At 68.7% G+C, this 25,678-nt stretch carries 23 protein-coding genes; 18 read left to right on the top strand and 5 right to left on the bottom strand.

Going from position 1 to position 25,678, the window contains the following annotated elements; genetic code table 11:
- Window positions 1-1,128: 30S ribosomal protein S12 methylthiotransferase RimO (rimO, locus tag ACOJTB_RS21795; protein ID WP_420104624.1), on the top strand; the 1,128-nt coding region annotated here is incomplete at its 5' end.
- Between the two features lie 228 nt (window positions 1,129-1,356).
- Here the strand turns inward: rimO and ACOJTB_RS21790 are convergent.
- Window positions 1,357-2,331 (bottom strand): quinone oxidoreductase family protein, encoded by a 975-nt coding sequence (locus tag ACOJTB_RS21790; protein ID WP_420104623.1) that lies wholly within the window; start codon window positions 2,329-2,331, stop codon window positions 1,357-1,359.
- Window positions 2,332-2,470: 139 nt separating this feature from the next.
- Here ACOJTB_RS21790 and ACOJTB_RS21785 point away from each other — a divergent pair, with 139 nt between their 5' ends.
- Window positions 2,471-3,658 carry a UbiH/UbiF family hydroxylase gene (locus ACOJTB_RS21785; RefSeq protein WP_420104622.1) on the top strand — a complete coding sequence of 396 codons (1,188 nt, stop codon included), beginning with the start codon at window positions 2,471-2,473 and terminating at the stop codon, window positions 3,656-3,658.
- A gap of 6 nt (window positions 3,659-3,664) precedes the next feature.
- Here the strand turns inward: ACOJTB_RS21785 and ACOJTB_RS21780 are convergent, their stop codons facing one another.
- Window positions 3,665-4,780 (bottom strand): CaiB/BaiF CoA transferase family protein, encoded by a 1,116-nt coding sequence (locus ACOJTB_RS21780; RefSeq protein WP_420104621.1) that lies wholly within the window; start codon window positions 4,778-4,780, stop codon window positions 3,665-3,667.
- A 17-nt stretch (window positions 4,781-4,797) separates the two neighbouring features.
- On the bottom strand, window positions 4,798-5,769 hold the full coding sequence (locus tag ACOJTB_RS21775) for an AEC family transporter (RefSeq protein ID WP_420104620.1): 972 nt from the start codon (window positions 5,767-5,769) through the stop codon (window positions 4,798-4,800).
- A gap of 265 nt (window positions 5,770-6,034) precedes the next feature.
- On the opposite strand from ACOJTB_RS21775, the gene ACOJTB_RS21770 reads away from it, so the two are divergent.
- The 3 genes from ACOJTB_RS21770 (at window position 6,035) to hspQ (ending at window position 8,675) form a co-directional block, all read left to right on the top strand.
- Window positions 6,035-6,877, top strand: a complete 843-nt coding sequence (locus ACOJTB_RS21770) for a hypothetical protein (protein ID WP_420104619.1) — start codon at window positions 6,035-6,037, stop codon at window positions 6,875-6,877.
- Between the two features lie 305 nt (window positions 6,878-7,182).
- Entirely contained in the window at window positions 7,183-8,232 is a 1,050-nt protein-coding gene (locus tag ACOJTB_RS21765; RefSeq protein WP_420104618.1) for an HpcH/HpaI aldolase/citrate lyase family protein, read from the top strand.
- 113 nt (window positions 8,233-8,345) lie between these two features.
- Window positions 8,346-8,675, top strand: coding sequence for a heat shock protein HspQ (hspQ, locus tag ACOJTB_RS21760; protein ID WP_420104617.1), 330 nt, complete (start codon window positions 8,346-8,348; stop codon window positions 8,673-8,675).
- A gap of 125 nt (window positions 8,676-8,800) precedes the next feature.
- On the opposite strand, the gene ACOJTB_RS21755 is transcribed toward hspQ, so the two are convergent.
- Window positions 8,801-9,589: an invasion associated locus B family protein gene (locus ACOJTB_RS21755; RefSeq protein ID WP_420104616.1), complete on the bottom strand. Its 789-nt coding sequence runs from the start codon at window positions 9,587-9,589 to the stop codon at window positions 8,801-8,803.
- A 344-nt stretch (window positions 9,590-9,933) separates the two neighbouring features.
- Between ACOJTB_RS21755 and ACOJTB_RS21750 the strand changes: the two genes are divergently transcribed.
- From ACOJTB_RS21750 to lexA, 11 genes are all read left to right on the top strand, one after another.
- Window positions 9,934-11,790, top strand: coding sequence for an ABC transporter substrate-binding protein (locus ACOJTB_RS21750; RefSeq protein WP_420104615.1), 1,857 nt, complete (start codon window positions 9,934-9,936; stop codon window positions 11,788-11,790).
- Between the two features lie 10 nt (window positions 11,791-11,800).
- A complete protein-coding gene (locus ACOJTB_RS21745; RefSeq protein WP_420104614.1) occupies window positions 11,801-12,817 on the top strand; it encodes an AMP-binding protein in 1,017 nt (338 codons plus the stop codon).
- 118 nt (window positions 12,818-12,935) lie between these two features.
- Complete coding sequence (locus ACOJTB_RS21740; protein WP_420104613.1) at window positions 12,936-14,447, top strand: helicase HerA domain-containing protein; 1,512 nt, start codon at window positions 12,936-12,938, stop codon at window positions 14,445-14,447.
- 67 nt (window positions 14,448-14,514) lie between these two features.
- Window positions 14,515-14,796 (top strand): type II toxin-antitoxin system ParD family antitoxin, encoded by a 282-nt coding sequence (locus ACOJTB_RS21735; RefSeq protein ID WP_420104612.1) that lies wholly within the window; start codon window positions 14,515-14,517, stop codon window positions 14,794-14,796.
- A gap of 4 nt (window positions 14,797-14,800) precedes the next feature.
- Window positions 14,801-15,127, top strand: coding sequence for a type II toxin-antitoxin system RelE/ParE family toxin (locus ACOJTB_RS21730; RefSeq protein ID WP_420104611.1), 327 nt, complete (start codon window positions 14,801-14,803; stop codon window positions 15,125-15,127).
- Between the two features lie 52 nt (window positions 15,128-15,179).
- The gene (locus ACOJTB_RS21725; protein ID WP_420104610.1) at window positions 15,180-15,794 is read left to right on the top strand and encodes an anthranilate synthase component II; all 615 of its coding nucleotides are present in this window, start codon (window positions 15,180-15,182) and stop codon (window positions 15,792-15,794) included.
- 34 nt (window positions 15,795-15,828) lie between these two features.
- Window positions 15,829-16,842, top strand: a complete 1,014-nt coding sequence (gene trpD, locus ACOJTB_RS21720) for an anthranilate phosphoribosyltransferase (protein ID WP_420104609.1) — start codon at window positions 15,829-15,831, stop codon at window positions 16,840-16,842.
- A gap of 9 nt (window positions 16,843-16,851) precedes the next feature.
- Window positions 16,852-17,655, top strand: coding sequence for an indole-3-glycerol phosphate synthase TrpC (gene trpC / locus ACOJTB_RS21715; protein WP_420104608.1), 804 nt, complete (start codon window positions 16,852-16,854; stop codon window positions 17,653-17,655).
- The gene (gene moaC / locus ACOJTB_RS21710) at window positions 17,652-18,134 is read left to right on the top strand and encodes a cyclic pyranopterin monophosphate synthase MoaC (protein ID WP_420104607.1); all 483 of its coding nucleotides are present in this window, start codon (window positions 17,652-17,654) and stop codon (window positions 18,132-18,134) included. The genes trpC and moaC overlap by 4 nt, the downstream gene beginning before the upstream one ends.
- The gene (locus ACOJTB_RS21705; protein WP_420104606.1) at window positions 18,134-19,345 is read left to right on the top strand and encodes a molybdopterin molybdotransferase MoeA; all 1,212 of its coding nucleotides are present in this window, start codon (window positions 18,134-18,136) and stop codon (window positions 19,343-19,345) included. The genes moaC and ACOJTB_RS21705 overlap by 1 nt, the downstream gene beginning before the upstream one ends.
- A gap of 163 nt (window positions 19,346-19,508) precedes the next feature.
- Entirely contained in the window at window positions 19,509-20,222 is a 714-nt protein-coding gene (gene lexA, locus ACOJTB_RS21700) for a transcriptional repressor LexA (RefSeq protein WP_420104605.1), read from the top strand.
- On the opposite strand, the gene ACOJTB_RS21695 is transcribed toward lexA, so the two are convergent.
- Window positions 20,216-22,507, bottom strand: coding sequence for a ComEC/Rec2 family competence protein (locus ACOJTB_RS21695; protein ID WP_420104604.1), 2,292 nt, complete (start codon window positions 22,505-22,507; stop codon window positions 20,216-20,218). The two genes, lexA and ACOJTB_RS21695, sit on opposite strands and share 7 nt — an antisense overlap.
- Before the next feature lie 148 nt (window positions 22,508-22,655).
- Between ACOJTB_RS21695 and gltX the strand changes: the two genes are divergently transcribed.
- Both gltX and gltA read left to right on the top strand, forming a co-directional pair.
- Window positions 22,656-24,074: a glutamate--tRNA ligase gene (gene gltX, locus ACOJTB_RS21690; RefSeq protein ID WP_420104603.1), complete on the top strand. Its 1,419-nt coding sequence runs from the start codon at window positions 22,656-22,658 to the stop codon at window positions 24,072-24,074.
- A 413-nt stretch (window positions 24,075-24,487) separates the two neighbouring features.
- Window positions 24,488-25,678: citrate synthase (gene gltA / locus ACOJTB_RS21685; RefSeq protein ID WP_420104602.1), on the top strand; the 1,191-nt coding region annotated here is incomplete at its 3' end.

Here is a 25,678-nt window from a genome sequence, read left to right as displayed (position 1 = left end):
ATCGGCTCGGCGATGGCGGAGAACGGCAAGGTCATCGTCACCGGCTGCATGGGCGCCGAGCCCGAGCAGATCCGCGACGCCTTCCCGAACGTGCTCGCGATCACCGGGCCGCAGGCCTATGAGAGCGTCGTTTCGGCGGTGCATCAGGCCGTACCGCCCAAGCACGACCCCTTCGTCGATCTGGTGCCGGACCAGGGCGTGAAGCTGACGCCGCGGCATTACGCCTATCTCAAGATTTCAGAGGGCTGCAACAATCGCTGCACCTTCTGCATCATCCCGAAGCTGCGGGGAGATCTCGTCTCGCGGCCGATCGGCGACGTCCTGCGCGAGGCCGAGAAGCTGGCCAAGGCCGGCGTCAAGGAGTTGCTGGTGATCTCGCAAGACACCAGCGCCTACGGCCTCGACATCAAATATGCGCCCTCGATGTTCAAGGACCGCGAGATCCGTACCCGCTTCTACGAGCTCGCCCGCGAGCTCGGCCAGATGGGGATGTGGGTGCGGCTGCACTATGTCTATCCCTATCCGCATGTCGACGAGGTCATTCCGTTGATGCAGGAGGGGCTGGTGCTGCCCTATCTCGACATCCCCTTCCAGCATGCTTCGCCGAACGTATTGAAGGCGATGCGCCGCCCCGCGCATCAGGACCGGACGCTCGACCGCATCCGCAAATGGCGCGAGATCTGCCGCGACCTTGCCATCCGCTCGACCTTCATCGTCGGCTTCCCCGGCGAGACGGAAGAGGATGTGCAGTTCCTGCTCGACTGGCTGAAGGAAGCGAAGTTGGAGCGCGTCGGCTGCTTCAAATACGAGCCGGTGAAGGGCGCTCCCGCGAACGATCTCGGCCTGCCGCTCGTGCCGGAAGAGGAGAAGGAGGCCCGCTGGCACCGCTTCATGAAGGCGCAGGCGGAGATCTCGGCCCGCATCGTTCGGGCCCGTGTCGGCAAGCGCATCCCGGTGATCATCGACGAGGCCGGCCCGACCGTCGCGAAGGGTCGCTCGAAATGGGATGCGCCCGAGATCGACGGCAATGTCTATGTGTCGAGCCGCCGGCCGCTCAGGCCCGGCGACATCGTCACCGTGAAGATCGAGCGCGCCGACGCCTACGACCTGCACGGCATCGCCGTCTGAGGCAGGCGATCGAGCGCGCCGATAAAGCGCGGAAACACCGATGTCATTCCGGGGCTTCGCGGAGCGGAGAACCCGGAACCCACGACGAGGCGAGCCACCGGCAGCGTTGCATCATTGTCCAGCCCAGCCATGGGTTCCGGGTTCGCGACTTCGGCGCGCCCCGGAATGACAATGGTAGCGATGGAAAGCTCTCCCGCGCCGGAGCGGCTGGTTCGACCCGGAACCGCGCTACGGAATCAACACTGTCGAGCCCGTCGTACCGCGCGATTCCAGCGCACGATGCGCCTCAGCCGCGTCCTTCAGCGCAAATGTCGCGTTGACCGGCACGGTCACCTTGCCGGACAGCACGGCATCGAACAGGTTCTTCGCCATGGCGACCAGCGTCTCGCGCTTGGCCGTATGCGTGTTGAGCGTCGGACGCGCGACATAGAGCGAGCCCTTCGCCGCGAGTAGGCCGAGATTGAAGGCCTCGACCGCGCCGGAGGCATTGCCGAACGAGACCATCATCCCGAAGGGCTTCAGCGTATCGAGCGATTTCAGGAAGGTGTCCTTGCCGACCCCGTCATAGACGACATCGCAGAGCTTGCCGCCGGTGATCTCCTTCACGCGGGCGGCGAAATCCTCCTCGCGATAGTTGATGACGTGATCCGCCTTGTGCGCCCTGGCGAGATCGGCCTTCTCCTTCGACCCGACCGTGCCGATCACCGTCGCACCCAGCGCCTTGCCCCATTGGCAGAGAATCAGCCCCGTCGCGCCGGCAGCGGCGTGGACCAGAATCGTGTCGCCCGGCTTCACCGCATAGGTCCGGTGCAGCAGATATTCGGCCGTGAGACCCTTCAGCATCATGCTGGCGGCGGCCTCATAGGCGATGCCGTCCGGGATCGCGACCGCGGCGGCGGCCGGCACGATCCGTTCTTCGGCATAGGCGCCGAGGCCTGAGACGACGGCGACGCGATCGCCCGGCTTGAACTCCGTCACGTTCGGGCCGACCGCGAGGACCTCGCCCGCGCTCTCATTGCCGAGGGTGAAGGGCATCTGCGGCGCGGCGTAGAGGCCGGAGCGGAAATAGGTGTCGATGAAATTGAGCCCGATCGCGTGATTGCGGATCAGCAACTCGCCGGGGCCCGGCTGCGGCAGCGCGACGTCCTCATATTGCAGGACCTCCGGTCCGCCGGTCTTGTGGGCGCGGATGGCTTTGACCATGGTGGGCGTCTCCCGAACTCTGTGATGGGACGAGCATAGACGAAAGCGAGCCGACGCCGCATCCGCCCTGCGTGCAAACGCCGCTTGCGACTTTACGGACCGTGGCCAAGCGCCGCGCGGCGCGCTAGGCCTTCAGCCCATGACGACACAGAACCCTCGCCGCATCGACATCGCCATCGTCGGCGCCGGAGCCGTCGGCCTCGCCGCGGCGCTCGCCTTGGCGGGCCAGGGCCGCAGCGTCGCGCTCCTCGGGCCGGTCGCGACCCCGCGCGACGGGCGCACCGTCGCGCTCTTCGACGGCCAGTGGCGCTTTCTCGAAGGGCTGGGCCTCGGCGAGGCGCTGTTCGCCAAGGCCGCACCCCTGTCCATCATGCGGATGGTCGACGACAGCGGCAGCCTGTTTCGCCAGCCCCCGGTGGAATTCAAGGCGGCCGAACTCGGCATGGAAGCCTTCGGCTGGAACATCGAGAATGCCGATCTCACCGCGATCCTGGCCGAGGCTGTGGCGGCCCATGGCGGCATCGAGATGCTGCCGGCGCTCGTGGAGCAGATCGAAACGGAGCCGGACGGCGTGAGGCTTGTCGGAGAGGGCCTGGACCCGCTTTGTGCAAGGCTCGTCGTCGGGGCCGATGGCCGCAACTCAAAGGTCCGCACCGCCGCCGGCATCGCCACCAAGGACTGGCGCTACCCGCAGACGGCATTGACCGCCATCTTCGACCACCGCCGCGACCACAAGGACACCTCGACCGAATTCCACACCCGCAGCGGCCCCTGCACGCTCGTGCCCCTGCCCGGCCGCCGCTCCTCGCTGGTCTGGCTGCTCGATCCGGCTGAGGCGGAGACCGTCGCGGCGCTGGACGATGCCGCCTTCGCCCTGCGGGTCGAGCGGCAGGTCCAGTCGATCCTCGGACCGATGCGCCTGTCCGGCGCGCGCGGCAAGGTGCCGATGGGCGGGCTCTCGGTCGATCGCTTCGCCGCCGCGCGCATGGCGCTGATCGGCGAGGCGGCCCATGTCTTCCCGCCGATCGGCGCACAGGGCCTCAATCTCGGCCTGCGCGATGTGGCGGCGCTGGCCCAGGCCGTGGGCGGCGCGGCCGATCCCGGCAGCGACCGCGTGACGGGCGCCTATGACACGGCCCGCCGCACCGATGTGCGCCTGCGGACCGGCGCGGTCGACATGCTCAACCGCACGCTCCTGACCGACTTCCTGCCGGCCGATCTGCTGCGCGGGGCGGGGCTGCTTGCCCTCTCGCGCATCGGCCCGCTGCGCCGCTTCGTGATGCGGCGAGGGTTGGGCGGCGTTTCGGACGATCGGTTGCGGGCGTAGAGGGGATCACCCCAGCACATCATCCGTATCCTCGCCGCTCGCCGCGACGCCCCGTAGCGCCTCGGCCTGCCGGCGGAAGACCGGGGCGAGCGGCACGGGCGTGGAAGGCATCTGGCGCCCGCCCGGCTCGCGGACATGGGTGGCGAACAGGCCGCGCGCGGCAAATTGCGGCTCGGCCCGCGCTTCGTCCAGTGTCCGCACCACGGTGCAGCAGCAATCCAGCGGCTCCAGCAGCGCGCGCCAATGCGCGGCGTAGCGGGCGGCGATGAGGGCGGCAACGGCGCGCCGGGTCGCTGGCGGATCGACGGCATCGTCGCGCAGCGCTTCGGGCAAGCCGATCGCCTCGCAGAAGCCGCTCCAGAATTTCGGCTCCAGCGCGCCGACGGCCAGGAACCAGCCATCGGCGGTCGCATAGAGGCCGTAGCGCGGGCTTTGTCCCGTCAGCAGGCCCTGCCCGCCTTCCGGAAACGTGCCCGTGGCATGGCCCTGTGCCAGCCCGTACCAGGCGAAGGAGGGCATGGCGTCTGCCATGGCGATGTCGAGATGGCAGCCCTGCCCCGTCCGCTCGCGCCGGCGCAACGCCAGCAGGATGTTCATCACAGCCGGCAGCGTGCCGCCGCCTATATCGGCGACGAGGGAAGGCGGCAGCGGCGGCTCCTGCCCCCGCTGCAAGGACTGCCCGAGCAACCCGCCGAGCGCCTGATAATTGATGTCGTGCCCGGCCTCCTGCGCGCGCGGCCCGTCCTGCCCATAGCCGCTGATCGAGCAGTAGATCAGGCGCGGGTTGAGCGCGGCGAGCGCCTCATGGCCGAAGCCCAGACGCGCCATCACGCCCGGCCGGAACTGCTCGATCAGGATATCGGCCTGAAGGATCAGCGGCGTCAGTCGCTCCAGCGCACCTTGTGCCTTCAGATCGATCTCGACGCTCTGCTTGCCGCGGTTCAGCGCCGCGAAGGGCGCGGAAACCTGCCCGAAGCGCGGCGGAAAGCCGCGCATGTCCTCGCCGCCCGGCCGCTCGATCTTGACGACCTGCGCGCCTGCCTCCGCCAGGAAGAGGCTCGCCATCGGCCCCGGCAGCAACGTCGAGAAATCGAGGACCACGAGATCGTCCAGCGGCAGCATGGCGCCCTCGCCAATCGTCAGTGAAACAGGTCGGCCACCATCCTGCCCGTCTTCACCAGCCACAGGAACCCCGTCAGCGTCACCATCGAGACGATCGTGCCGATCAGGATGCAGGCCGAGGCGCGCTCGATGCCGGTGCGATACTGCGTCGAAATCACGAAGATGTTCAGCGCCGGCGGCAGCGCCGCCATGATCACCGCCGCATAGATCCAGTTCTGCGGAATGCCGCCGATCGCCGAGAGCAGGAGCCAGACCATCAGCGGGTGCAGCAGCAGCTTGACCGCGACGAGAGCCGGCACCCCGGCCGGCAGCGAGCGCATCGGCCGCAGCGCCACCGTGACGCCGAGCAGGAACAGCGCGCAGGGCGCCGCCGCCTGCGACAGCCACAGCACCATCCGGTCGAGCGCCACCGGCAGCTCGAACCGCGTATAGCTGGCGAGCACGCCGGCGAGCGTGGCGAGGTTGAACGGATGGGTCAGCACGCGCCAGACCACCTGCCCCACGGTGGCGAGCAGGCTCGTCTTCTCGACACCCGCAAAGGCCATCAGCAGCGGCACCAGCGAGAACAGCAGCAAGCTGTCGAAGACGAAGATCAGCACGACCGGCGCGCTCGCCTCCGGCCCCAGCGCCGCCAGGATGAGCGGCGGGCCCATATAGCCGATATTGGAATAGGAGCCGGCGACGCCCTGCATCACCGCCTGCGGCAGATCGCCCCGCGCGCTCCTGAGCCCGATCGCGAGCGATACGGCGAAGGCGATGAAGGTCGCGGTGGTGGTCGCCGCGATGAAGCGCCAATTCGCCAGCTCGCTCAGCGGCTTGTCGGCGATGAGCCGGTAGAACAGCGGCGGCAGCGCGACATAGATCAGGAAGAACTGCAGCCAAGCCAGCCCCTCTTCCGGCAGGCGCTTCCAGCGGCCGATCGCGAACCCCAGCAGGATCAGCCCGAAGAACGGTGCGACCAGATTGACGATGCCGGGCAGCTCAGCCATCGCGCGGGCAATCGACGGGCGGGTGGGGGAAGGACGCTGACATGCTTCGATGCATAGCGCCGAAGCCTGGCCGGGCAAGCCTCGCCAGGCGCGCAGCGGCCATGATTCCGCGACGGCACGGTCGCGCTGCGCTCGGCTTGACCGCCCCGACGCCACGCCCCTAACCTGTTGCCAGAGTTCGACGTTCCGGAAAGCCGGCGAAGTATTCAGCCTGCCCGGAAGGCTGGTCGCCACGCGCGTCGACCTCCTGGGTGGGGGATTTTCGATGACGCCTAAGGAGTATCTCGACCGCTACACCTATCTGAGCTTCCCAAGCCCCTGGGGCGACGAGATGATCAGCGCCGGGCTCTATTATTACGGGTCGGGCTGGGACAGCCGGAACGGCGTGAGCGGGGCCGGTAAATTCGTCCACGCCGAATGCCAGGCCTTCATCCGCGCGCTGCGCGTGACCCATCACGGCAATGCCAACACGCCCTGCGGCAAGACGTTCTATCTCGCCGACACCGATTCGAAGATCGAGGCGACCGAGCCGTTCTATGCCGACACGATCACCCATGCCTTCGACGGCAAGGGCAGCCCGGACGAGATCATCGACGTCCTGCGGCTCGCGATGGTGATCGGGCGCATCGGCTCCCCCGGGGACAAGGACAGTGCCGGTGCGATGTGCGCCGCGCCCACGGCCAAGGACTATGCCGATCGCTTCATGACGCTCGACTGTAACGCCTTCGTCGGCAATTTCGTGGGCGGCAACCCATCCGCCCACATCTCGGACTACGCCCAGCCGCAGCGCGCCCGCCGCAGCGCGGCCGAGGTGAAGCCCGGCGACGTCATCGTCACCCATTGCGCGGCCGCCCCCTATGAGCATGTCGGGCTGATCGACTATTTCCAACCCGTGGGGGGAACGGCTCTGGTGCAGATCGCCGAATGGGGCTGGTTCGGCGGCCAGGAGATGCATTACAACGCCGATCCGAAGCCGCAGGCGATCACCACCGGTCCTGAATCGAAATTCGGCATCGGCTGGGCCGTGCAGAGCAACGTCCGACCGGTGCCGAGCTTCCGCTACATCTTCGCGCCGCCTGGCGAGAACGAGCCCTGGGGCTGGTCTTAAGACGGGCTGGTCGTAAGACAGGCTGGTCCGGGCCGCAGCATCGCGGCCGGCACCTGTCACTGCGTCCTCCGACAATCCCGCTGCCGACCGGACGCCGCGTCATCCGATGCGGCCCGCGGTCACACCGCTTTCGCGCGCCAAAATCGGCACGACCGGACAGAATGCCTAGGATAAAATACCTGAAATCGAAATCAGGAAAATAAACCCAGGCATTTGCTCTTAGCCTCCCGTATCCTCGCCGAAAGCAGCATGGACGCCCGCCCGCCCCTGCCGCAGATTTGTCGCAGTGCAGCATGGGCCTTCCGATGACCGTCAAGACGCCGCGCCAGTTCTTCCGCCCGCTCGCGATCGGCGCGCCGGAGCCGTTCCGGGAGCTGCCGCTGCGGCTGGAGCGGATGATCCATTTCGTGCCGCCGCATCTGGAGAAGGTGCGCGCCAAGGTCGGCGAACTCGCGGGCCAGGTCGATATCGTGCTCGGCAATCTCGAGGACGCGATCCCGGTCGAGGCCAAGCAGGCGGCGCGCGACGGCTTCATCGCCATGGGCAAGGCGGTGGAGTTCGGGAAGACCGGCCTGTGGACGCGCGTCAACGCGCTGAACTCGCCCTGGTTTCTCGACGATATCACGACGATCATGGCCGAGATCGGCGGCAAGCTCGATGTGGTGATGGTTCCCAAGGTCGAGGGTCCCTGGGACATCCATTATGTCGACCAGCTGCTCGCCCAGTTGGAAGCGCGGCACCAGCTGCGCAAGCCGATCCTCATCCACGCCATTCTCGAAACGGCCGAGGGCGTCAAGAATGTCGAGGCGATCGCCACCACCTCCCCCCGCATGCACGGCATGAGCCTGGGGCCCGCCGATCTGGCGGCCTCGCGCGCCATGAAGACCACGCGCGTCGGCGGCGGCCATCCCGAATACAAGGTGATCGCCGATCCCGCGCCGGAGGGCGGCGCCCGCGCCGTCGCCCAGCAGGATCTCTGGCATTACACGCTGGCGAAGATGGTCGATGCCTGCGCGGCGGCCGGCATCAAGCCCTTCTACGGCCCCTTCGGCGACTTTTCCGACGGCGCCGCCTGCGAGGCCCAGTTCCGCAACGCCTTCCTGCTCGGCTGCGCCGGGGCCTGGACGCTCCACCCGTCCCAGATCGACATCGCCAAGCGTGTCTTCAGCCCCGATCCGGGCGAGGTCGCCTTCGCCCGCCGCATTCTGGAGGCGATGCCGGACGGCTCGGGCGCCGTGATGATCGACGGCAAGATGCAGGACGACGCCACCTGGAAGCAGGCCAAGGTCATCGTCGATCTGGCGCGACAGGTTGCCGCAAGGGACCCCGTGCTCGCCGGGCACTACGGAATGTGATGATCGGCGGCGGCGGCTGCGGTTGATTCCGACGCATTTGCGACGCAATCCTTGAGCATGGGCGGCTAAACATCGGCCGGGCGCCTGTGCCCCGGCCTCGCTATGGGATTGTCATGGAAGCGCGTTCGGCCAAGTTCAGGATCGGCCAGGTCGTCAAGCACCGCATCTACCCGTTCCGCGGCGTCATCTTCGACGTCGATCCGGTCTTCGCCAACACCGAGGAGTGGTGGATGGCGATTCCGGAGGAGATGCGCCCCTCGAAGGACCAGCCCTTCTACCATCTGTTCGCCGAGAACGAGGAGACCGAATATGTCGCCTATGTCTCGGAGCAGAACCTCGTCGACGACGAATCCGGCCTGCCGGTCCGCCACCCTCGCGCGCGCGAATTCTTCCGCCGCGACCGCAAGGGCCGCTACACGATCGACCGCGCGGGGCTGAACTGAGCCTGGTCACGGATCAGCGCATCGGCTCGCCTCCTCGGGACGAATGGCTCATGAATGCGATGCCATGAAAAAAGGCCGGTCCCGAAGGACCGGCCTTTCGTGTCGATCGCGAAACCGCAACCGGATCAGGGCTTCGGCGGGGTCGCCGGAGCGGGAGCGGCGCCGGGGGCCGGGGCAGCGCCCGGCGCGGCATTGGCACCGCCGCCGCCCAGGCGGTTGCGCAGCTCTTCCTGCTTCTTGGCCAGTTCGTCCTGCAGCTGCTTCTGCTGCTCTTCCAGCACCTTCGGGTCGATGGCGGCGCCGTCGAAGCCCTTGGCGAAGTCGGAGAGCGGGATCTGGAAGGTCACCTCGCGCGCGCCCTGGTTCTGGACGCTGACATTGAGGTTGGTGCCCTTCTTCATGGCGTTGATGAAGTCGTCCTTCACCTGCGCTTCGGCGAAGCAGCCATTGGGGAAGCAGATCGCATAGCGGCCGCCGACCGGCTGGGCGCTGTCGACGCCGAAGCGGATGCCGGGCTGCAGCAGCAGGCCGAGCGGCATCAGGAAGCGCACGATCTTGTTCGGGTCGCCCTTGACGTCATAGATCGCGGCGGCGAGCACGGGCTGGCCCTGATCCGAGACGAAGTCGCGGGTGGTGTAGCAGATTTCCTTGTTGGCGGCCTGGTCCTTGCCGCAGACCTTGGTCCAGCTCGTCTGGGAGGGCTCCGGCTTCACCTGCACGACGGTCGGGCCGTTCTGCGCGGCGGCGTTGTTGTTCTGCGCCGGCTGCTGGGCGGGCGCCGGAGCGCGCTGGGCCGGGGCGGCAGGGCGCTGCTGCGGCTGGGCCTGCGCGAAGGCCGCCACGGGCGCGAAGCCGACGGCCGCGCTCAGCACGAGCCCGAGGGCAGACGAGGACAGGCGAAACGAAGCGGACATTCTTGTCTTTCCTTACAGGCGAATTCGGGAATCACGACTTCGCAAGCCGCGTGCGTCACCGCTGGCGGCTCGATCGCATCGCTGCACCGGCCACCGCAAGCCGAGCACATCACGGGCGATTGAGGCGTTTGAATGACACCCGCCCCGCCTTTAGAGCATTGGACCGCAAAGTGGAAACCACTTTGCGCAAAAAATCCGAGAGGCCGCGCCGATGGCGGAATCACCGCGGCGCCCCACTGCCCGTGCCCGCACCGGACGGACGGACAAGCACGGATCCGCCCGATATAGCTGCCTGCGCGCGCGCCGCGCCATGCTATCCTGACGGCAGGGAATCAGGTCACGCGATGGATTTGCCACGATCGACCGCGACGCCATCGCGCCGCGCCGTCACACTCCTGCTGACGACCGCACCGCTCGCTCTGGCGGCGGCACGGGCGGCGCGCGCCGATTCGCCGGCCGCCCCATTGCCCGCCCATGGCATCGCGATGCATGGCGCGCCGGCCTTGGCCCCCGGCTTTCCGCATCTGCCCTATGCCGACCCCGACGCCCCCAAGGGCGGGCGCATCGTTTTCGGCATCCAGGGCACCTTCGACAGCCTGAACCCGCTGGTGGTGCTCGGCGTCGCACCCGATGCGGTGCCGAAATACGTGCAGCAGAGCCTGCTGCTGCGCTCCGCCGACGAGCCGTTCAGCGCCTATGGGCTGCTGGCCCGCAGCGTCGAGCTGGACGAGGCCCGCACCAGGCTCGCCTTCGAGATCGACCCGCGCGCCCGCTTTTCCGACGGCGCGCCGGTGACGGCGGAGGATGTGCTCTTCACCGTCGAGATGCTGAAGACCAAGGGCAAGCCCTATCACCGCGCCAGCCTCGGCGGCATCACCCGCGCTACCGCGCCTTCTCCGACGCGCGTCGAGTTCGAGCTCGGCACCGGCGCGAACCGGGAATTGCCGCTGGTGATCGGCGCCCTGCCGATCTTCGCAAGGCACGCCACCGACCCCGAGACCTTCGGCGAGACGAGCTTCAGGCCCGCCCTCGGCTCGGGCCCCTATATCGTCGCCGATGTCAGGCCCGGCGAATCGCTGACGCTGCGGCGCCGCAGCGATTTCTGGGGCGCCGATCTGCCCGTGCTGCGCGGCCTCTTCAACGCGGACGAGATCCGCTACGATTTTTATCGGGACGCCAACGCCCTGTTCGAGGCGTTCAAGGCCGGGCTCTACGATGTCAGGCTGGAGGGCGACGCGACCCGCTGGATGACGGGCTACGACATTCCGGCGGTGCGCGAGGGCCGCATCAAGCGCCAGTCGCTGCATTTCGACACGCCCAAGGGTATGACCGGCCTCGTCTACAACACCCGCCGGCCGATCTTCGCCGATATCCGGGTGCGCGAGGCGCTGGGGATGCTGTTCGACTTCGAATGGGTCAATCGCAACCTGTTCTATGGGGTCTATCGCCGCGCCGGCAGCTTTTTTTCCGATTCCGATCTGTCCGCGCTCGGCGTGCCGGCCGTTGACCGTGAGAAGGCCCTGCTCGCGGCTTTTCCCGGAGCGGTGCGCGACGACATCCTGTCCGGCCAATGGCGCCCGGCCCAGACCGACGGCTCGGGCCGCGACCGCGAAAGCGCGCGCCGGGCGCTCGCTCTGCTGGAAGAGGCCGGCTTCAGCCTGAAGGACGGGGCGCTGCGCGACGGTGCCGGCCAGCCCTTCACCTTCGAGATCACCGTGACCAGCCGGCCGCAGGAGCGCCTCGCGCTCAATTTCGCTCAGTCGCTGTCCCGCCTGGGCGTCACCGCCAATGTCCGGCTGATCGACGACGTGCAGTATTGGCGGCGCCTCTCGGCCTATGATTTCGACATGATCCAGTGGACATGGCCGGCCTCCGCCTCCCCCGGCAACGAGCAGATCGGCCGCTGGGGCTCGGCCAATGCCGATCGCAAGGGCTCGCTCAACTATGCCGGCGTGAAGTCCCCGGCGGTGGATGCGGTGCTGAAGGCGCTGCTGGGCGCGCGCCTGCGGGAGGATTTCGTGGCCGCTGTCCGCGCGCTCGACCGGCTGCTGGTCTCCGGCTTCTATGTCGTCCCGCTCTACTATCTGCCCGACACCTGGCTCGCCCATAGCCGCGATGTCGTGATGACGGGCCGCCAGCCGGCCTTCTTCCTCTCCAACGAAACGCTGGCGCGCTTGCCGCAGCCGGCCCAGGCCAACTGACGAGCGCGGGATGCGGGTGGACCAGGACGAAGCGGCCGACCTGCTCGACGGGCTCGATCTCGACACGCTGCTCGGCGCGCTGACCCGGGGCCGGGGCTATGAAGCGGCTCTGCGCGACCCGCCGGGACGCCATGGCTGGAGCGATGTCCGCCCGGCCTCGCTCAGCTTTCTCGAGCTCGACCAGCGCATCGACCGGCTGGCGCGGCTGTTGTCGATCAACAAGGCGCGGCCGGGCTCCGGCGTCGCGATCCTCGCCCCGATGGGGCCGGAAGCGATCCTCGCGACGATGGCGAGCCTGCGGGCCGGGCTTTCGCCGGTGCTGCTGCCTTTGCATGGCAACGAGCTGGAACTGCTCGCGCTGATCGAGCGCAGCGGCGCCGTGATGGCGCTGGGGACGAGCCGCGTCGGGTCGCTGAGGCCGCTGCTGGTGCTGCGCAATCTGGCCATGCGCGCCTTCGGCACCCGCTTCGTCGGCGGCTTCGGCCCCGATATTCCCGATGGCGTCGCCCCGCTCGAAGCGCTGATGGCCAGCGAGGGCGCCCATCCGCTGCCGCCGCAGCCCGGCCGCGCCGGCATCCGGGTCACGGATGCGGCGACGATGGCCGGCCCCTTCCCGCTCTCCGAGCGGGAGCTGCTCGGCAAGGCGCTGGAGCTGTCGCGGCTGCTGCGGCCGGAATTGTCGGCGCGGATCGTCACCACCCTCGTCGGAGGCGACCTCGCGGCGCTCGCGAGCGGGCTGGGGGTCGCGCTTCTGACCGGCATCGAGCTGCTGCCGCTCGGCCTGTTCGCGCTGGGCGATCTGCATGCCTGCTTCGAGGCCGGGCGACCGGTCCATCTCGTACTGCCCGGCGCGATGGAACCCGCTCTGGCCCAGTCGCGCCTGGCCGCGCATCCGGCGCTCGCCAGCGTCGTCTTCGTCCAGCGGACGAGCGAGGCGCGTTTCCACCCGGCGATCGATCGGCCGGGCCTCGTCATCGTCGATATCGTCGCCCGCGCGGCGAACGAGATCGCGATCGAGCGCCGCTGAACCGGTCGCCCGCATTGCCTGTGGAAGGCGGCGCCATGCCGCGCCCGGCACGGGCTGCGACATGCTAGAAGCGCCCCCTGCCCCGCACCCAGGCCCGCAAGGCGACACGAAGACCGGCATGACGACAGCGATCGAGATCGGCACGACGAGGACGGGAGAACCCGGCCTGCTCGATCTCGCCGAGCTGCTGGCGACGCGCCTGCTCGTGCAGGGCAATTCCGGCTCGGGCAAGTCGCATCTGCTGCGCCGCCTGCTCGAACAGAGCGCCCCGCTGGTGCAGCAGGCGGTGATCGACCCGGAAGGCGATTTCGTCTCGCTCGCCGATCAGTTCGGCCATGTCGTGGTCGATGCCGAATGCGGCGAAGCCGAGCTCCAGCGCGTCGCGCTGAGGGTCCGCCAGCATCGTGTCTCGGTGGTGCTGAACCTCGAAAACCTCGAAGCTGACGAGCAGCTGCGCGCCACCGCCGCCTTCCTCGGCGGGCTCTTCGACGTCGACCGTTCGCTCTGGTTCCCGATGCTGATCGTCGTCGACGAGGCGCAGCTCTTCGCGCCCGTCATGGCGGGCGAGGCCTCGGACGAAGCGCGCCGGCTCTCGCTCGGCGCCATGACGAACCTGATGTGCCGCGGCCGCAAGCGCGGGCTCGCCGGCGTCATCGCGACGCAGCGCCTCGCCAAGCTCGCCAAGAACGTCGCGGCGGAGGCTTCCAACTTCCTGATGGGCCGCACCTTCCTCGACATCGACATGGCCCGCGCGGCCGATCTGCTCGGCATGGACCGGCGCCAGGCAGAGATGTTCCGCGATCTGGAGCGCGGCCAGTTCGTGGCGCTCGGCCCCGCCATCTCGAAGCGGCCGTTGCCGCTGCGCATCGGCCCCGTCTCCTCGGTCGATCGCGGCGGCGCCCCCGGGCTGATGCCTCTGCCTGACCAGGCGCCCGAAGAGGCCGGCCGGCTGATCTTCACGCCCGGAGAGGACGAGCCGCCGCCGCTGGAGCGCACACTCCGCCCGGCCCCGCGCCCGCGCCCGGCCGCGAACGACGTGCTGCGCCAGATCGAGAACTATCGCCCGGCCCCGGCAGCGGAGCCCGAACCCGAGCTGGAGCTGGAGCCGGCGGAGCGCGAGGCGATCATGACCGAGATCCTGCGCGAGCTGATGGCCGATCCCGAGGCCCGCTCGCGGCAGGTCGCCGTGCTCTATCAGGATTTCACCGTCCGCTGCCGCATGCGCCGTCTCGGCCGCACGCATCTCAGCCTCGAGGAGTTCCGCCGCAGGCTGGCCGTCGCGCGTGCCGGCGTCAGCGATGCCATCGCCGAAAGCGAGGGCTGGCGCGCGGCCGTCGAGGCGTCGGGCACGCTGCCGGAGGATCTGCAGGGGCTGTTCCTCTTCATCGCTCGCACCGCGATCGAAGGCGCGCCCTGCCCCGGCGATGCCGAGCTCGCCCGCGTCTATGGCAGCCATTCGCCCAGCCGCGCCCGGCGCCTGCTCGGCTATATCGAAGAACGCGGGCTGATCGTCTGCCATGTCGATTTCCGCGGGCAGCGCACGCTGGCGCTGCCGACGCTGGGCGTCGAAACCGCGCCAGGGCTCGCCCAGCCCCGCATTGCCGGCATGCCCCGCGGCGCGCGGGGGTGAGGACCAGCCGTTCCGGTTCACCTTTTCGATCCGATGCTCTAGGCTGCTCGCCAGCGAGGGTTTGGACATGCGCGATACCGAGCAACTGAGCATCACCCTGCCGGTCGAACTCGCCCATATGGTCAAGGACAAGGTCAGGTCGGGAGCCTACGCCTCCGAGAGCGAGGTCATCCGTGACGGCTTGCGCGCGCTCATCGAGCGTGACGGACCAGTGGAAGCCTGGCTGCGGGACGAGGTCGGCCCCGCAATCGACCGCTATCGTGCCGATCCTGCGCGGATGTCGTCGCTGGAGGACGTGTTCGGCCGTCTCGACACCGTCTTGAACGGGCCTCCTCGCACATCCGGCTGAGCGCATGTATCGCGTCAGGCTGCTCCCCGAGGCCGAGGCGGACCTGCTCTCCCTCTACAGCCACATCTGCGCGGAAGCCTCGCCGGAGTTGGCGCGCGCCTATCTTCTTCGCATCCGGCGCCATCTTGCGGGGTTCGATGTCTTCCCCGAACGTGGCATGAGGCGGGACGATATCCGACCCGGTTTGCGCCTGGTGGGATTCGAGCGGCGGATCACGCTCGCGTTCATCATCGAAGGCGACCTCGTCGTCTTTACCAACATTCTCTATGCAGGCCGCCGGTTGCCGAGCGTGCCCAGCTCGATCCCGGCGTCCGAACCCCGCCAAACTTGACCGCCCGGCCCCTGACCGTGCATGACCTGAACCCGCATTCACGGGTCCGGCCATGCGCGTTCTGCTGATCGACAATTACGACAGCTTCACCTGGAACCTCGTCCACCTCATCGGCGGATTGGGGGCGAGCGTCGATGTGCGCCGCAACGACGCGCTTTCGGTCGAGGACGCGCTGGGGGACGAGCATGACGCCATCGTGCTGTCGCCCGGCCCCTGCACGCCGAACGAGGCCGGAATCTGCCTGGACCTCGTGAGGCAGGGCGCCGGCGTCAAGCCGATCTTCGGCGTCTGCCTCGGTCTGCAGACCATGGGGCAGGCCTTCGGAGGCGATGTGGTGCGCGCACCGGTGCCGATGCATGGCAAGGTTTCGCCGATCCGGCACAATTCGCGCGGCCTTTTTCGCGGCATCAACGGCCCCCTGCAGGCGACTCGCTATCATTCGCTCGTCGTGGCGCGCGAGACCTGCCCGCCGGTCTTCGAGATCGAGGCGCAGACCGATGACGGGCTGATCATGGCCCTGTCTCATCGGGAATTGCCGGTCTGCGGCGTCCAGTTTCACCCCGAGAGCATCGCCTCCGAGCACGGCGCCACGATCATGCGGAACTTCCTCGATCTCGCCGGTCGATGGCAAAGCGAGCACGGCACCGCCCTGGTCCCCACCGCCTGATCTTCCGCGCATTATTCAATCTGACAGAGCCATCATGGACGATTTCAAACCCTTCATCGCCAAGGTGGCGACCGGCGCGAGCCTCGCGCGCGAGGAGGCCCGCGACGCCTTCGACACGATCCTGTCCGGCGGTGTGACCAATGCGCAGGCGGCCGCCTTCCTGATGGCGCTGCGCGTGCGCGGCGAAACGGTCGAGGAGATTGCCGGCGCCGTCGGTGCCATGCGCGGCAAGATGCTGAAAGTGCAGGCGCCGGCCGAGGCGATCGACATCGTCGGCACGGGCGGCGACTCCTCGGGCTCCTACAACGTTTCGACACTGGCCTCGATCATCACCGCCGCCTGCGGCGTGCCGATCGCCAAGCATGGCAATCGCGCCGCCTCCTCGCGCTCCGGCGCGGCCGACGTGCTGACCGCGCTCGGCGTCAAGGTCGGCCTCGATGTCGCCGGGACGGAACGCTGCATCGCCGAGGCGGGCGTCGGCTTCATGTTCGCGCCGACGCCTCACGCCTCGATGCGCCATGTCGCGCCGGTGCGCACCGAACTCGGCACGCGGACGATCTTCAACCTGCTCGGCCCGCTCTCCAACCCGGCCGGCGTCAAACGCCAGCTCGTCGGTGCCTTTTCCGAGACCTGGCTGGAGCCCATGGTCAAGGTGCTGGCCGCGCTGGGCTCCACCCGCGTCTGGGCCGTGCATGGCTCGGACGGGCTGGACGAGATCACCACCACGGGACCGACCCGCGTCGTCTCGCTGGAAAACGGCCGGATCGAGAGCTTCGCGATCTCGCCGGCCGATGTCGGCCTCGGCCTCGCCCGGCCGGAGGATCTGCGCGGCGGCACTCCCGAGGAGAACGCCGCCGCCCTCTCCGCCGTGCTCGACGGCGCCAAGACCGCGTTCCGCGACATCGCCGCCTTCAATGCCGCCGCGGCGCTGCTCGTCGCGGGCAAGGCGGGCGACCTGAAGGACGGTTTCGCCCAGGCCAATTCTGCGCTCGACAGCGGCAAGGCCAAGGCCGTGCTCGGCAGGCTCGTCACCGTCTCGAACGCCTGAGGACAGGGCATGACCGATATCCTCGCGAAGATCGAGGCGTATAAGCGCCAGGAGATCGCCGCCGCCAAGGCCAAGATCCCCCCGGACGAGAGCGAGCGGCGGGCGCGCGCCGCCGCCCCGGCCCGTGGCTTCGCCGATGCCATCGCGCGGAAGATCGCCGCCGGGGAGCCGGCGCTGATCGCCGAGATCAAGAAGGCCAGCCCTTCCAAGGGGCTGATCCGCGCCGATTTCGACCCGCCGGCGCTGGCCCGCGCCTATGCCGAAGGCGGCGCCGCCTGCCTCTCCGTGCTGACCGATACCCCCTCCTTCCAGGGGCAGCCGGAGTTCTTGACGCAGGCGCGCGAGGCCTCCGGCCTGCCGGCGCTGCGCAAGGACTTCCTCTACGAGCCCTACCAGGTCTTCGAGGCCCGGGCCTGGGGTGCCGACTGCATCCTCATCATCATGGCCGGCGTCGACGACGACACCGCCCGCAGCCTCAACGACACGGCGCGCGAGCTCGGCATGGACGTGCTGGTCGAGGTGCATGACGAAGCCGAGCTCGACCGCGCGCTTGCGATCGAGAGCCGCATGCTCGGCATCAACAACCGCGACCTTCGCAGCTTCCATGTCGATCTCGCCGTGACCGAAAGGCTGGCGCCGCGCGTGCCGGCCGATCGCATCATCGTAGGCGAGAGCGGCATCTTCACCCATGCGGATGTCACCCGCCTCGGCCGCTGCGGCGTCGACACCTTCCTCGTCGGCGAGAGCCTGATGCGGCAGGCCGATGTCACGGCGGCGACGCAGGCGCTGCTCCAGGGCGAGCTTGCGGCGTGAGCGGGCTCAGCCATCTCGACGCGCAGGGCGCGGCGCACATGGTCGATGTCGGCGACAAGGCCCTCACGCCCCGGATCGCCATCGCCGAGGGCCATGTCGTGATGGCGGCCGAGACGCTCGCCATCGTACGGGACGGCAACGCCAGGAAGGGCGACGTGCTGGGCACCGCCCGCATTGCCGGCATCATGGCGGCCAAGCGCACCCATGAACTGATCCCGCTCTGCCACCCGCTGCTGCTCAGCAAGATCGCGGTGGACCTCACACTCGACGAGGCGCTACCCGGCGTTCGCGTGCGCGCCGAGGTGAAGCTCACCGGCCAGACCGGCGTCGAGATGGAGGCGCTCACCGCCGTCTCGGTCGCCTGCCTCACCATCTACGACATGGTGAAGGCAGCCGATAAGGGCATGCGGATCGAGGGCATCAGGCTCATCCACAAATCCGGCGGCCGCTCGGGCGACTACGAGGCGGATCCGCTCTGATGGCGCTGACGCCGGTCCCCGTCGCGCTGAAGGCGCTGCTCGAGAGCGTGCCAGGACCGACGGCGGCGGACACCCTGCCGCTGGCGCGCTGCGCCGGCCGCGTACTGGCGCAGGACATCGCCGCCTTGCGCACCCAGCCGCCCTTTCCGAACTCGGCGATGGACGGATATGCGGTTCGCGGAGCCGACATGGAAGCCGGCAAAGCATTGCGGGTCATCGGCGAATCGGCGGCCGGGCGCGGCTTCGGCGGAGCGGTCGGTGCGGGCGAGGCCGTGCGCATCTTCACCGGCGCGCCGATGCCCGAAGGCGCCGACACCATCCTGATCCAGGAGGATGCGGATGGCGTCGGCTCGGCTGAGATCACCGTTCGGGTCCCGGCCGCGACGGGCAAGTTCCTGCGCCCCGCGGGGCTCGATTTCCGGCAGGGCGATGCTCTGCTGTCGGCAGGCCGCGTGCTCGACAGTGCCGCGTTGGGGCTCGCCGCAGCGGCGGGACACCCCGCCCTGTCGGTGCGCCGCAAGCCCCGCATCGCGATCCTGGCGACCGGCGACGAACTCGTCGCGCCTGGGCAGACGGTCGGCCCCGACCAGATCGTCGCGTCGAATTCTTTCGCGCTGATCGCGCTGGTGGAAAAGGCCGGAGGCGAAGCGCTGGACCTCGGCATCGCCCGCGATGATCACCCCGATCTCTCGGCGAAGATCGCCGCGGCGCGCGAAGCGCAGGCCGATGCGCTGATCACGCTCGGAGGCGCTTCGGTCGGCGCGCATGATCTCGTGCAGGAGGCGCTGACCCGCGCCGGCATGGAACTCGGCTTCTGGAAGATCGCGATGCGGCCGGGCAAGCCCATGATGACGGGGAGGCTCGGGCCCATGGTGGTGGTCGGGCTGCCGGGCAACCCAGTCTCCTCCATCGTCTGCGGCCATCTCTTCGTGCTGCCTCTGATCGAGGCGCTGCTGGGAATGGAGGATCCGGCGCGGGACCGCAGCGTCCCCGCGCTCCTCGGCAAGGATATGCCGGCTAACGATGAGCGCGAAGATTATGTCCGCTCCGATCTGGAGCGCAGCGCAGCGGGGTGGCGTGCTCTGCCCTTCGACCGACAGGATTCCTCCATGCTCGGCACGCTGGCGCGCGCGCGCTGCCTGACGATCCGCCCCGCCCATGCCCCTGCGGCGAAAGCAGGCGATCCCTGCCGAGTTTTACTGCTGCGTTAGAGCCGGCTGACCTCGATACGGACCACGGCCCGTCAACTCGGACAGGCCGCGAATTCCGCCCCCGATCGGCGGCGCGAGCGCGGCGATCGCTTGCAGAACACAAGGCGAACGGCTATGCTGTTCGTGGTTTGTTTCGAATCGTGATCGTTCATCGGCGGGGACCATGCTGACACGCAAGCAACACGAGCTCCTGCGCTTTATTCAGGAACGCTTGCGCGAGAGCGGCGTCCCGCCCTCCTTCGACGAGATGAAGGATGCGCTGGACCTCAAGTCGAAATCCGGCATCCACCGCCTCATCATGGCGCTGGAGGAGCGGGGCTTCATCCGCCGCCTGCCCAACCGGGCGCGCGCGCTCGAAGTGATCAAGATGCCCGACAGCGCCGGCGGGCCGCAGCCGCGCCGCTTCAATCCCGCCGTGGTTCAGGGCGGTTTCGCCAACCAGCCCGGTCTCGGCAAGCCGCGCCCGGCCCCGGCACCCGAAGCGGAGACGCGCGGCGCGGTCGCGATCCCCGTGATGGGCCGGATCGCCGCCGGCACGCCGATCTCGGCGATCCAGAGCCGCAGCCACACCGTCTCGCTGCCGCCGGACATGCTCGGCTCCGGCGAGCATTATGCCCTCGAGGTGCGCGGCGACTCGATGGTGGAGGCCGGCATTCTCGACGGCGACACGGTCGTGATCCGCAGGCAGGACACCGCTAATACGGGGGACATCATCGTCGCGCTGATCGACGATGAGGAAGCGACGCTGAAGCGGCTGCGCCGCAAGGGCTCCTCCATCGCGCTCGAAGCCGCCAACCCGGCCTATGAGACGCGCGTGCTCGGCCCCGACCGCGTGAAGATCCAGGGCCGGCTGGTCAATCTGCTGCGGCGTTATTGAAAGCTCTCGGCATCGTCGCCGGTTTCTTGCGACGGAGTTGCCGCAGCCGGCGCCTGTGAGCCGCGCTTTGGTTTGCCGCCATCCGGCCCGGCGGGTTCGGCCGGTCGCGCCTGTGCCGCCTCGGCGCGGCGGCGGGTCCACGGGCGTTCGGCGCCAGGGGGCTCCGAGACCCGGAAGCTCCAGCCCTCGGGGCGGCGATAGAGCGAGGTCGCGCCGTCGCGAGCGAGGTCCATGCGCTGGACGAGTATCGCCTCGCAGGGCGCGCTCCAGGCGAGAGCCGTGACCACGAGGTCGGCGCGCCGGCAATCCTCGATGATGGCGAGGCGCTCGCGCGCATAGGCGATCGTTCGTCCCTCGGCGGTGCGCGCGATGCAGCCCAGCGCATCGCAGGCGACGCCGGCCCGCAGCGCCGGATCGTCCGGCGAGCGGCCGTCGCCATCGGCCGCGAGCCATTGCTGCACCACGAAGCGGCTGGGCTTGCCGGCGACGACATAGCGGCCGTCCCTGCCCCGCACTGCGATACCGGAGCCGTCGCGCTCTATGAGAATTTCGGGTCGCTCGGGCTTGGCGGCGAAGGCGACCCCGACCATCAGCGGCAACAGGCCGAGCCAGCGCAGCCTTGTGGTCCAGAGCGTCGTCCATAGCAGAGAGACGACGAAACTGCCCAGAACCAGAGGCCCGAAGGCGGGGATCGTCACCGTCGAGTGCTCGATGGTCGCGACCCAATGCGCCACCTTCAGCACCTGCTTGGAGGCCAGCCCCATCAGCGCCCAGGCGGGCCAGTCGAGCCCGAACGGATAGGCCAGAACCCCGAACACCGCCGCCGGCATCACGCAGAGCGAGACGAAGGGCAGAGCCAAGGCGTTGCCGAGCAGGCCGAAGGGGTTGAAGCTCTGAAAGTGGAAGGCGCCGAAGGGCGCAGTCGCCGCCGTGGCGAGGATCGTGGTGACGAGAATGCCGAGCGCCGCAGTCCAGAGCGCGTCCAGCGGCCAAGGCAGGATCGAGCCGGGCCGCGTGCGCTCGCGCCGGTCCCAGCGCTCGGCGAAGGCGATCAGCGCCGCGACGGCACCGAAGGACATCTGGAAACTCGGCCCCAACAGGGCTTCGGGCTCGCGCAGCAGCACGATCAGCGCGGCGATGGCGAGGTTGCGCATGCTGAGCGCCGCGCGATCGACCAGAATGGCCCCCAGCATCACCAGCGTCATGATCAGCGAGCGCTCGGTGGCAACATCGCCGCCGGAGAATACGCAATACGCGGTCGCGCCGATCATGGCCGCCACCGCCGCGATCTTCTTGACCGGCCAGGCGAGCGCGATGCTCTGCGAGAGCGCGAGCAGCGCCCGCACCAGCCAGAAGATCGTGCCGGCCGCCAGCACCATATGCAGCCCGGAAATCGAGACGATGTGATAGATGCCGGCGGCGCGCAGATCATTGTTCGTCGCCTCGGTGATCAGCCCGCGCTTGCCGGTCACCAGCGCAGCCCCCATCGCCCCGCCCTGCCCGCCGCCGACGCTGGCGATGCGCTGCGTCAGCGCGTTGCGGGCCCGGTCCAGCGCCGCGTCGAAGGCGAGCCGCGTCGGCATGGCGGAGGGCGGCGGGGCGAGCGCGATCTTGCCGGCGATGCTGCCGACAGCGCCGATACCCTTGAAGAAGGCGTCGCGGCCGAAATCATAGCCCCCTGCCCTCGCCGGGCCGGGCGGCGGCAGCAGCCGCGCCGTCGCGACGATATGATCCCCCGGCGAGACCGTTCCGCTGCGGATGTTGACGCGCACGCGCCTGGGGCGGGCCTCGGTCGGCACCCCTGCGATATCGGTGACCCGCAGCACGAGGCGCGCGCCGACATCCCGCACCTCGACGCTCTCGACGAAGCCGGTGACCTTGGCCACGCGCGGCCGCTCCAGCATCGGCGCGGCGATATCGGCCGTGCGCCACACCCCGGCCCCGAAGCCGGCGAAGACGGCCGCCAGGGCGATGCAGCCGCCGGACACGATCGGGCGGGTGCGCAACGCCGCGGCGAGGACCCCGGCGATGGCGAACCCCACGGCGGAAGCTGCGAGCGAAGGCTCGCGATCCGCGGCGAAATAGAGCAGGACGCCGACGCCCATCGCGACCGGCAACCAGAGAAAGAAGCGCCGCCTTTCGGCCTCGAGGGCGAGCGCCGCAACGAGGCCCTGTCCGAGCCCGCTCATCAGCGAGCCGCCATGCAGGGCAAAGGGCGGCAGCCACCGCGCCGGCATGGCGGCGGCGAGCGACCTCGCGCGACGACCCGGCGGTGCCGACTGCATCGCCTTCCTCCCCCCGGGCGCGATTGAGCGCTTAACCCCCCGGCGGAGCCATGTTACAGGGCGCGCGCCGGTTGTCATGCGCGACCTGGCCTTTCCCCGCCGTCATCGCCCCGGGACGATCCTGTCTCCCGGCCGGAGCCTGCCCTTCATGAGCAACGCCGTCGTCACGCGCTTTGCGCCCTCGCCCACCGGATTCCTCCATATCGGCGGCGGCCGCACGGCGCTGTTCAACTGGCTCTATGCCCGCCGGCATGGCGGCAAGATGCTGCTGCGCATCGAGGATACCGACCGCGAACGCTCGACCGACGCCGCCATCGCCGCGATTCTCGACGGGCTTTCCTGGCTCGGCCTCGATTGGGACGGCGACACGGTCTATCAGTTCGCACGGGCGCAGCGGCATCGCGAGGTCGCCGAGCAGATGCTGGCCGCCGGCACCGCCTATCACTGCTACGCCAGCCAGGCAGAGCTTGAGGAAATGCGCGAGAAGGCCCGGGCCGAGGGCAAGCCGCTGCGCTATGACGGGCGGTGGCGCGACCGCGACCCGTTCGAGGCGCCGGCCGGGGTCAAGCCCGTGATCCGCCTCAAGGCGCCGCAGACCGGCGAGACGGTGGTGGAGGACGAGGTCCAGGGCCGCGTCGTCTGGCAGAACGAGAATCTCGACGATCTCGTGCTGCTGCGTTCGGACGGCACACCGACCTACATGCTCGCCGTGGTGGTGGACGATCACGACATGGGCGTGACGCATGTCATCCGCGGCGACGACCATCTCACCAACGCCGCCCGCCAGACGCAGATCTACAACGCGCTGGGCTGGCAGGTGCCGAGCATGTCGCATATCCCGCTGATTCACGGCTCGGACGGCGCCAAGCTCTCCAAGCGCCACGGCGCGCTCGGCGTCGATGCATATCGCGCGATGGGCTATCTGCCCGCCGCTCTGCGCAATTATCTGGTGCGCCTGGGCTGGAGCCACGGCGACCAGGAGGTGTTCTCGACCCAGGAGATGATCGAGGCCTTCAATCTCTCCTCGATCGGCCGCTCCCCGGCTCGCTTCGACTACGCCAAGCTGGAGAACCTCAACGGGCTCTATATGCGCCAGTCGAGCGACCGCGAGCTGCTCGACGCGCTCAAGGTCATCCTGCCCGAGATCGGCCCGGCGCGCGGGCTCGGCCCCACGCTCCCGCCGGAGCTGGAAGCCAGGTTCCTCGCCGCCATGCCGGGGCTGAAGGAGCGCGCCAAGACGCTGGTCGAGCTGCTGGACAGCGCCTTCTATCTCTATGCCCAGCGTCCGCTGCAGCTCGACGACAAGGCCAAGGCGCTGCTCGACGAGGCCGCTCGCGCCCGGCTGCCGGGCCTGGCGCAGGCGCTGGCTGCCGTGAACGACTGGGCGCCGGCGCCGCTGGAGGCTGCGGTGCGCGCCTTCGCCGAGGCCAATGGCCTCAAGCTCGGCCAGGCGGCGCAGCCTTTGCGCGCGGCGCTGACGGGCCGCGCCATGTCGCCCGGCCTGTTCGACGTAATGGCCGTGCTGGGCCGCGACGAGACGCTGGCGCGCCTCGCCGATCAGGCCTGACGCCGAAGCTGCGTCGCAGAGGAGCGGCTGCACAGCGGGCCATGCCTGCGGTGCGGGGAACAGCGCCTTTCGGCTTGGTTGAATGCGCCATGCAAATGGTCTAGTGACGCCTCTGTGCAGTGCGGCAAGATCGATCGCACGGGCACGGATATTGCTTGTAAATCAGGTGCATGGATTGCATCCGGCCGGCCCGGCAGACAAATTTCCGTCATGTCGATCTGTTCGGATGAACATGGCTTCGCGCCAGGAAGCGTCGTGCGTCCGCCCGGACGCGGTTACGATGATCCCGGAGAGCGCTGGACTGCCGGACCGGTCTTCAGGGGCGATCGCGCCTGCCCGTTCGGTGTCCCGCGTGCGCCAAGCCTGCTCCAGCCACTGGCGATGAGCGGCGAGCTTTGAAAGGATCGGTTTCGATGAGCGAAAACACCAGCAAGCTCCAGGTCGGCGACAAGGCCGTCGACATGGCGATCAAGCAGGGGTCGATCGGTCCGTCCGTCATCGACATCGGCAAGCTCTACGCCCAGACGGGCATGTTCACCTACGACCCGGGCTTCACCTCGACGGCGAGCTGCGAGTCGCAGATCACCTATATCGACGGCGATGCCGGCACCCTGCTGCACCGCGGCTACCCGATCGAGCAGCTCGCCGAGCATGGCGACTTCCTCGAGACCTGCTATCTGCTGCTGGAAGGCGAATTGCCGACCGCCGCTCAGAAAGCCGATTTCGACTATCGCGTGACGCGCCACACCATGGTGCACGAGCAGATGTCGCGCTTCTTCCACGGCTTCCGCCGCGACGCCCACCCGATGGCCGTCATGGTCGGCTCGATCGGCGCGCTCTCGGCCTTCTATCACGACTCGACCGACATCTCGGACCCGAACCAGCGCATGATCGCCTCGATGCGCATGATCGCGAAGGTGCCGACGCTGGCGGCGATGGCCTATAAATACACGGTCGGCCAGCCCTTCGTGTATCCGCTGAACTCGCTGGACTACACCTCCAACTTCCTGCGCATGTGCTTTGCGGTCCCGGCCGAGGAATACAAGGTCAACCCGGTGCTCTCGCGCGCGCTGGACCGGATCTTCATCCTCCACGCCGACCATGAGCAGAACGCCTCGACCTCGACCGTGCGTCTGGCCGGCTCCTCGGGCGCCAACCCCTTCGCCTGCATCGCGGCCGGCACGGCCTGCCTCTGGGGCCCCGCCCATGGCGGCGCCAACGAAGCGGCGCTCAAGATGCTGGAGGAGATCGGTTCGGTCGAGAACATCCCGAAATACATCGCCAAGGCGAAGGACAAGAACGATCCGTTCCGGCTGATGGGCTTCGGTCACCGCGTCTACAAGAACTACGATCCGCGCGCCAAGATCATGCAGAAGACCACGCATGAGGTGCTCAACGAGCTCGGCATCAAGGACGATCCGCTGCTGGACGTCGCGATCGAGCTCGAGCGCATCGCGCTGTCGGACGAGTACTTCATCGAGAAGAAGCTCTACCCGAACATCGACTTCTATTCGGGCATCACCCTCAAGGCGATGGGCTTCCCCACCACCATGTTCACCGTGCTCTTCGCCGTCGCCCGCACGGTCGGCTGGATCGCGCAGTGG

The organism is Allobosea sp., assembly GCF_048595345.1.
Lineage (GTDB): Bacteria > Pseudomonadota > Alphaproteobacteria > Rhizobiales > Beijerinckiaceae > Allobosea.
This window is presented reverse-complemented; position numbering and strand designations above follow the sequence as displayed.

Coding starts and splice junctions, on each gene's coding strand:
- gltX (WP_420104603.1), top strand. CDS start 22,656: ATGAGCAACGCCGTCGTCACGCGCTTTGCGCCCTCGCCCACCGGATTC.
- ACOJTB_RS21780 (WP_420104621.1), bottom strand. CDS start 4,780: ATGCTGCCGCTGGACGATCTCGTGGTCCTCGATTTCTCGACGTTGCTG.
- ACOJTB_RS21740 (WP_420104613.1), top strand. CDS start 12,936: ATGACGACAGCGATCGAGATCGGCACGACGAGGACGGGAGAACCCGGC.
- trpC (WP_420104608.1), top strand. CDS start 16,852: ATGACCGATATCCTCGCGAAGATCGAGGCGTATAAGCGCCAGGAGATC.
- ACOJTB_RS21695 (WP_420104604.1), bottom strand. CDS start 22,507: ATGCAGTCGGCACCGCCGGGTCGTCGCGCGAGGTCGCTCGCCGCCGCC.
- hspQ (WP_420104617.1), top strand. CDS start 8,346: ATGGAAGCGCGTTCGGCCAAGTTCAGGATCGGCCAGGTCGTCAAGCAC.
- ACOJTB_RS21745 (WP_420104614.1), top strand. CDS start 11,801: ATGCGGGTGGACCAGGACGAAGCGGCCGACCTGCTCGACGGGCTCGAT.
- lexA (WP_420104605.1), top strand. CDS start 19,509: ATGCTGACACGCAAGCAACACGAGCTCCTGCGCTTTATTCAGGAACGC.
- ACOJTB_RS21765 (WP_420104618.1), top strand. CDS start 7,183: ATGACCGTCAAGACGCCGCGCCAGTTCTTCCGCCCGCTCGCGATCGGC.
- ACOJTB_RS21770 (WP_420104619.1), top strand. CDS start 6,035: ATGACGCCTAAGGAGTATCTCGACCGCTACACCTATCTGAGCTTCCCA.
- ACOJTB_RS21775 (WP_420104620.1), bottom strand. CDS start 5,769: ATGGCTGAGCTGCCCGGCATCGTCAATCTGGTCGCACCGTTCTTCGGG.
- ACOJTB_RS21705 (WP_420104606.1), top strand. CDS start 18,134: ATGGCGCTGACGCCGGTCCCCGTCGCGCTGAAGGCGCTGCTCGAGAGC.
- ACOJTB_RS21730 (WP_420104611.1), top strand. CDS start 14,801: ATGTATCGCGTCAGGCTGCTCCCCGAGGCCGAGGCGGACCTGCTCTCC.
- trpD (WP_420104609.1), top strand. CDS start 15,829: ATGGACGATTTCAAACCCTTCATCGCCAAGGTGGCGACCGGCGCGAGC.
- ACOJTB_RS21755 (WP_420104616.1), bottom strand. CDS start 9,589: ATGTCCGCTTCGTTTCGCCTGTCCTCGTCTGCCCTCGGGCTCGTGCTG.
- ACOJTB_RS21790 (WP_420104623.1), bottom strand. CDS start 2,331: ATGGTCAAAGCCATCCGCGCCCACAAGACCGGCGGACCGGAGGTCCTG.
- ACOJTB_RS21750 (WP_420104615.1), top strand. CDS start 9,934: ATGGATTTGCCACGATCGACCGCGACGCCATCGCGCCGCGCCGTCACA.
- ACOJTB_RS21735 (WP_420104612.1), top strand. CDS start 14,515: ATGCGCGATACCGAGCAACTGAGCATCACCCTGCCGGTCGAACTCGCC.
- ACOJTB_RS21725 (WP_420104610.1), top strand. CDS start 15,180: ATGCGCGTTCTGCTGATCGACAATTACGACAGCTTCACCTGGAACCTC.
- ACOJTB_RS21785 (WP_420104622.1), top strand. CDS start 2,471: ATGACGACACAGAACCCTCGCCGCATCGACATCGCCATCGTCGGCGCC.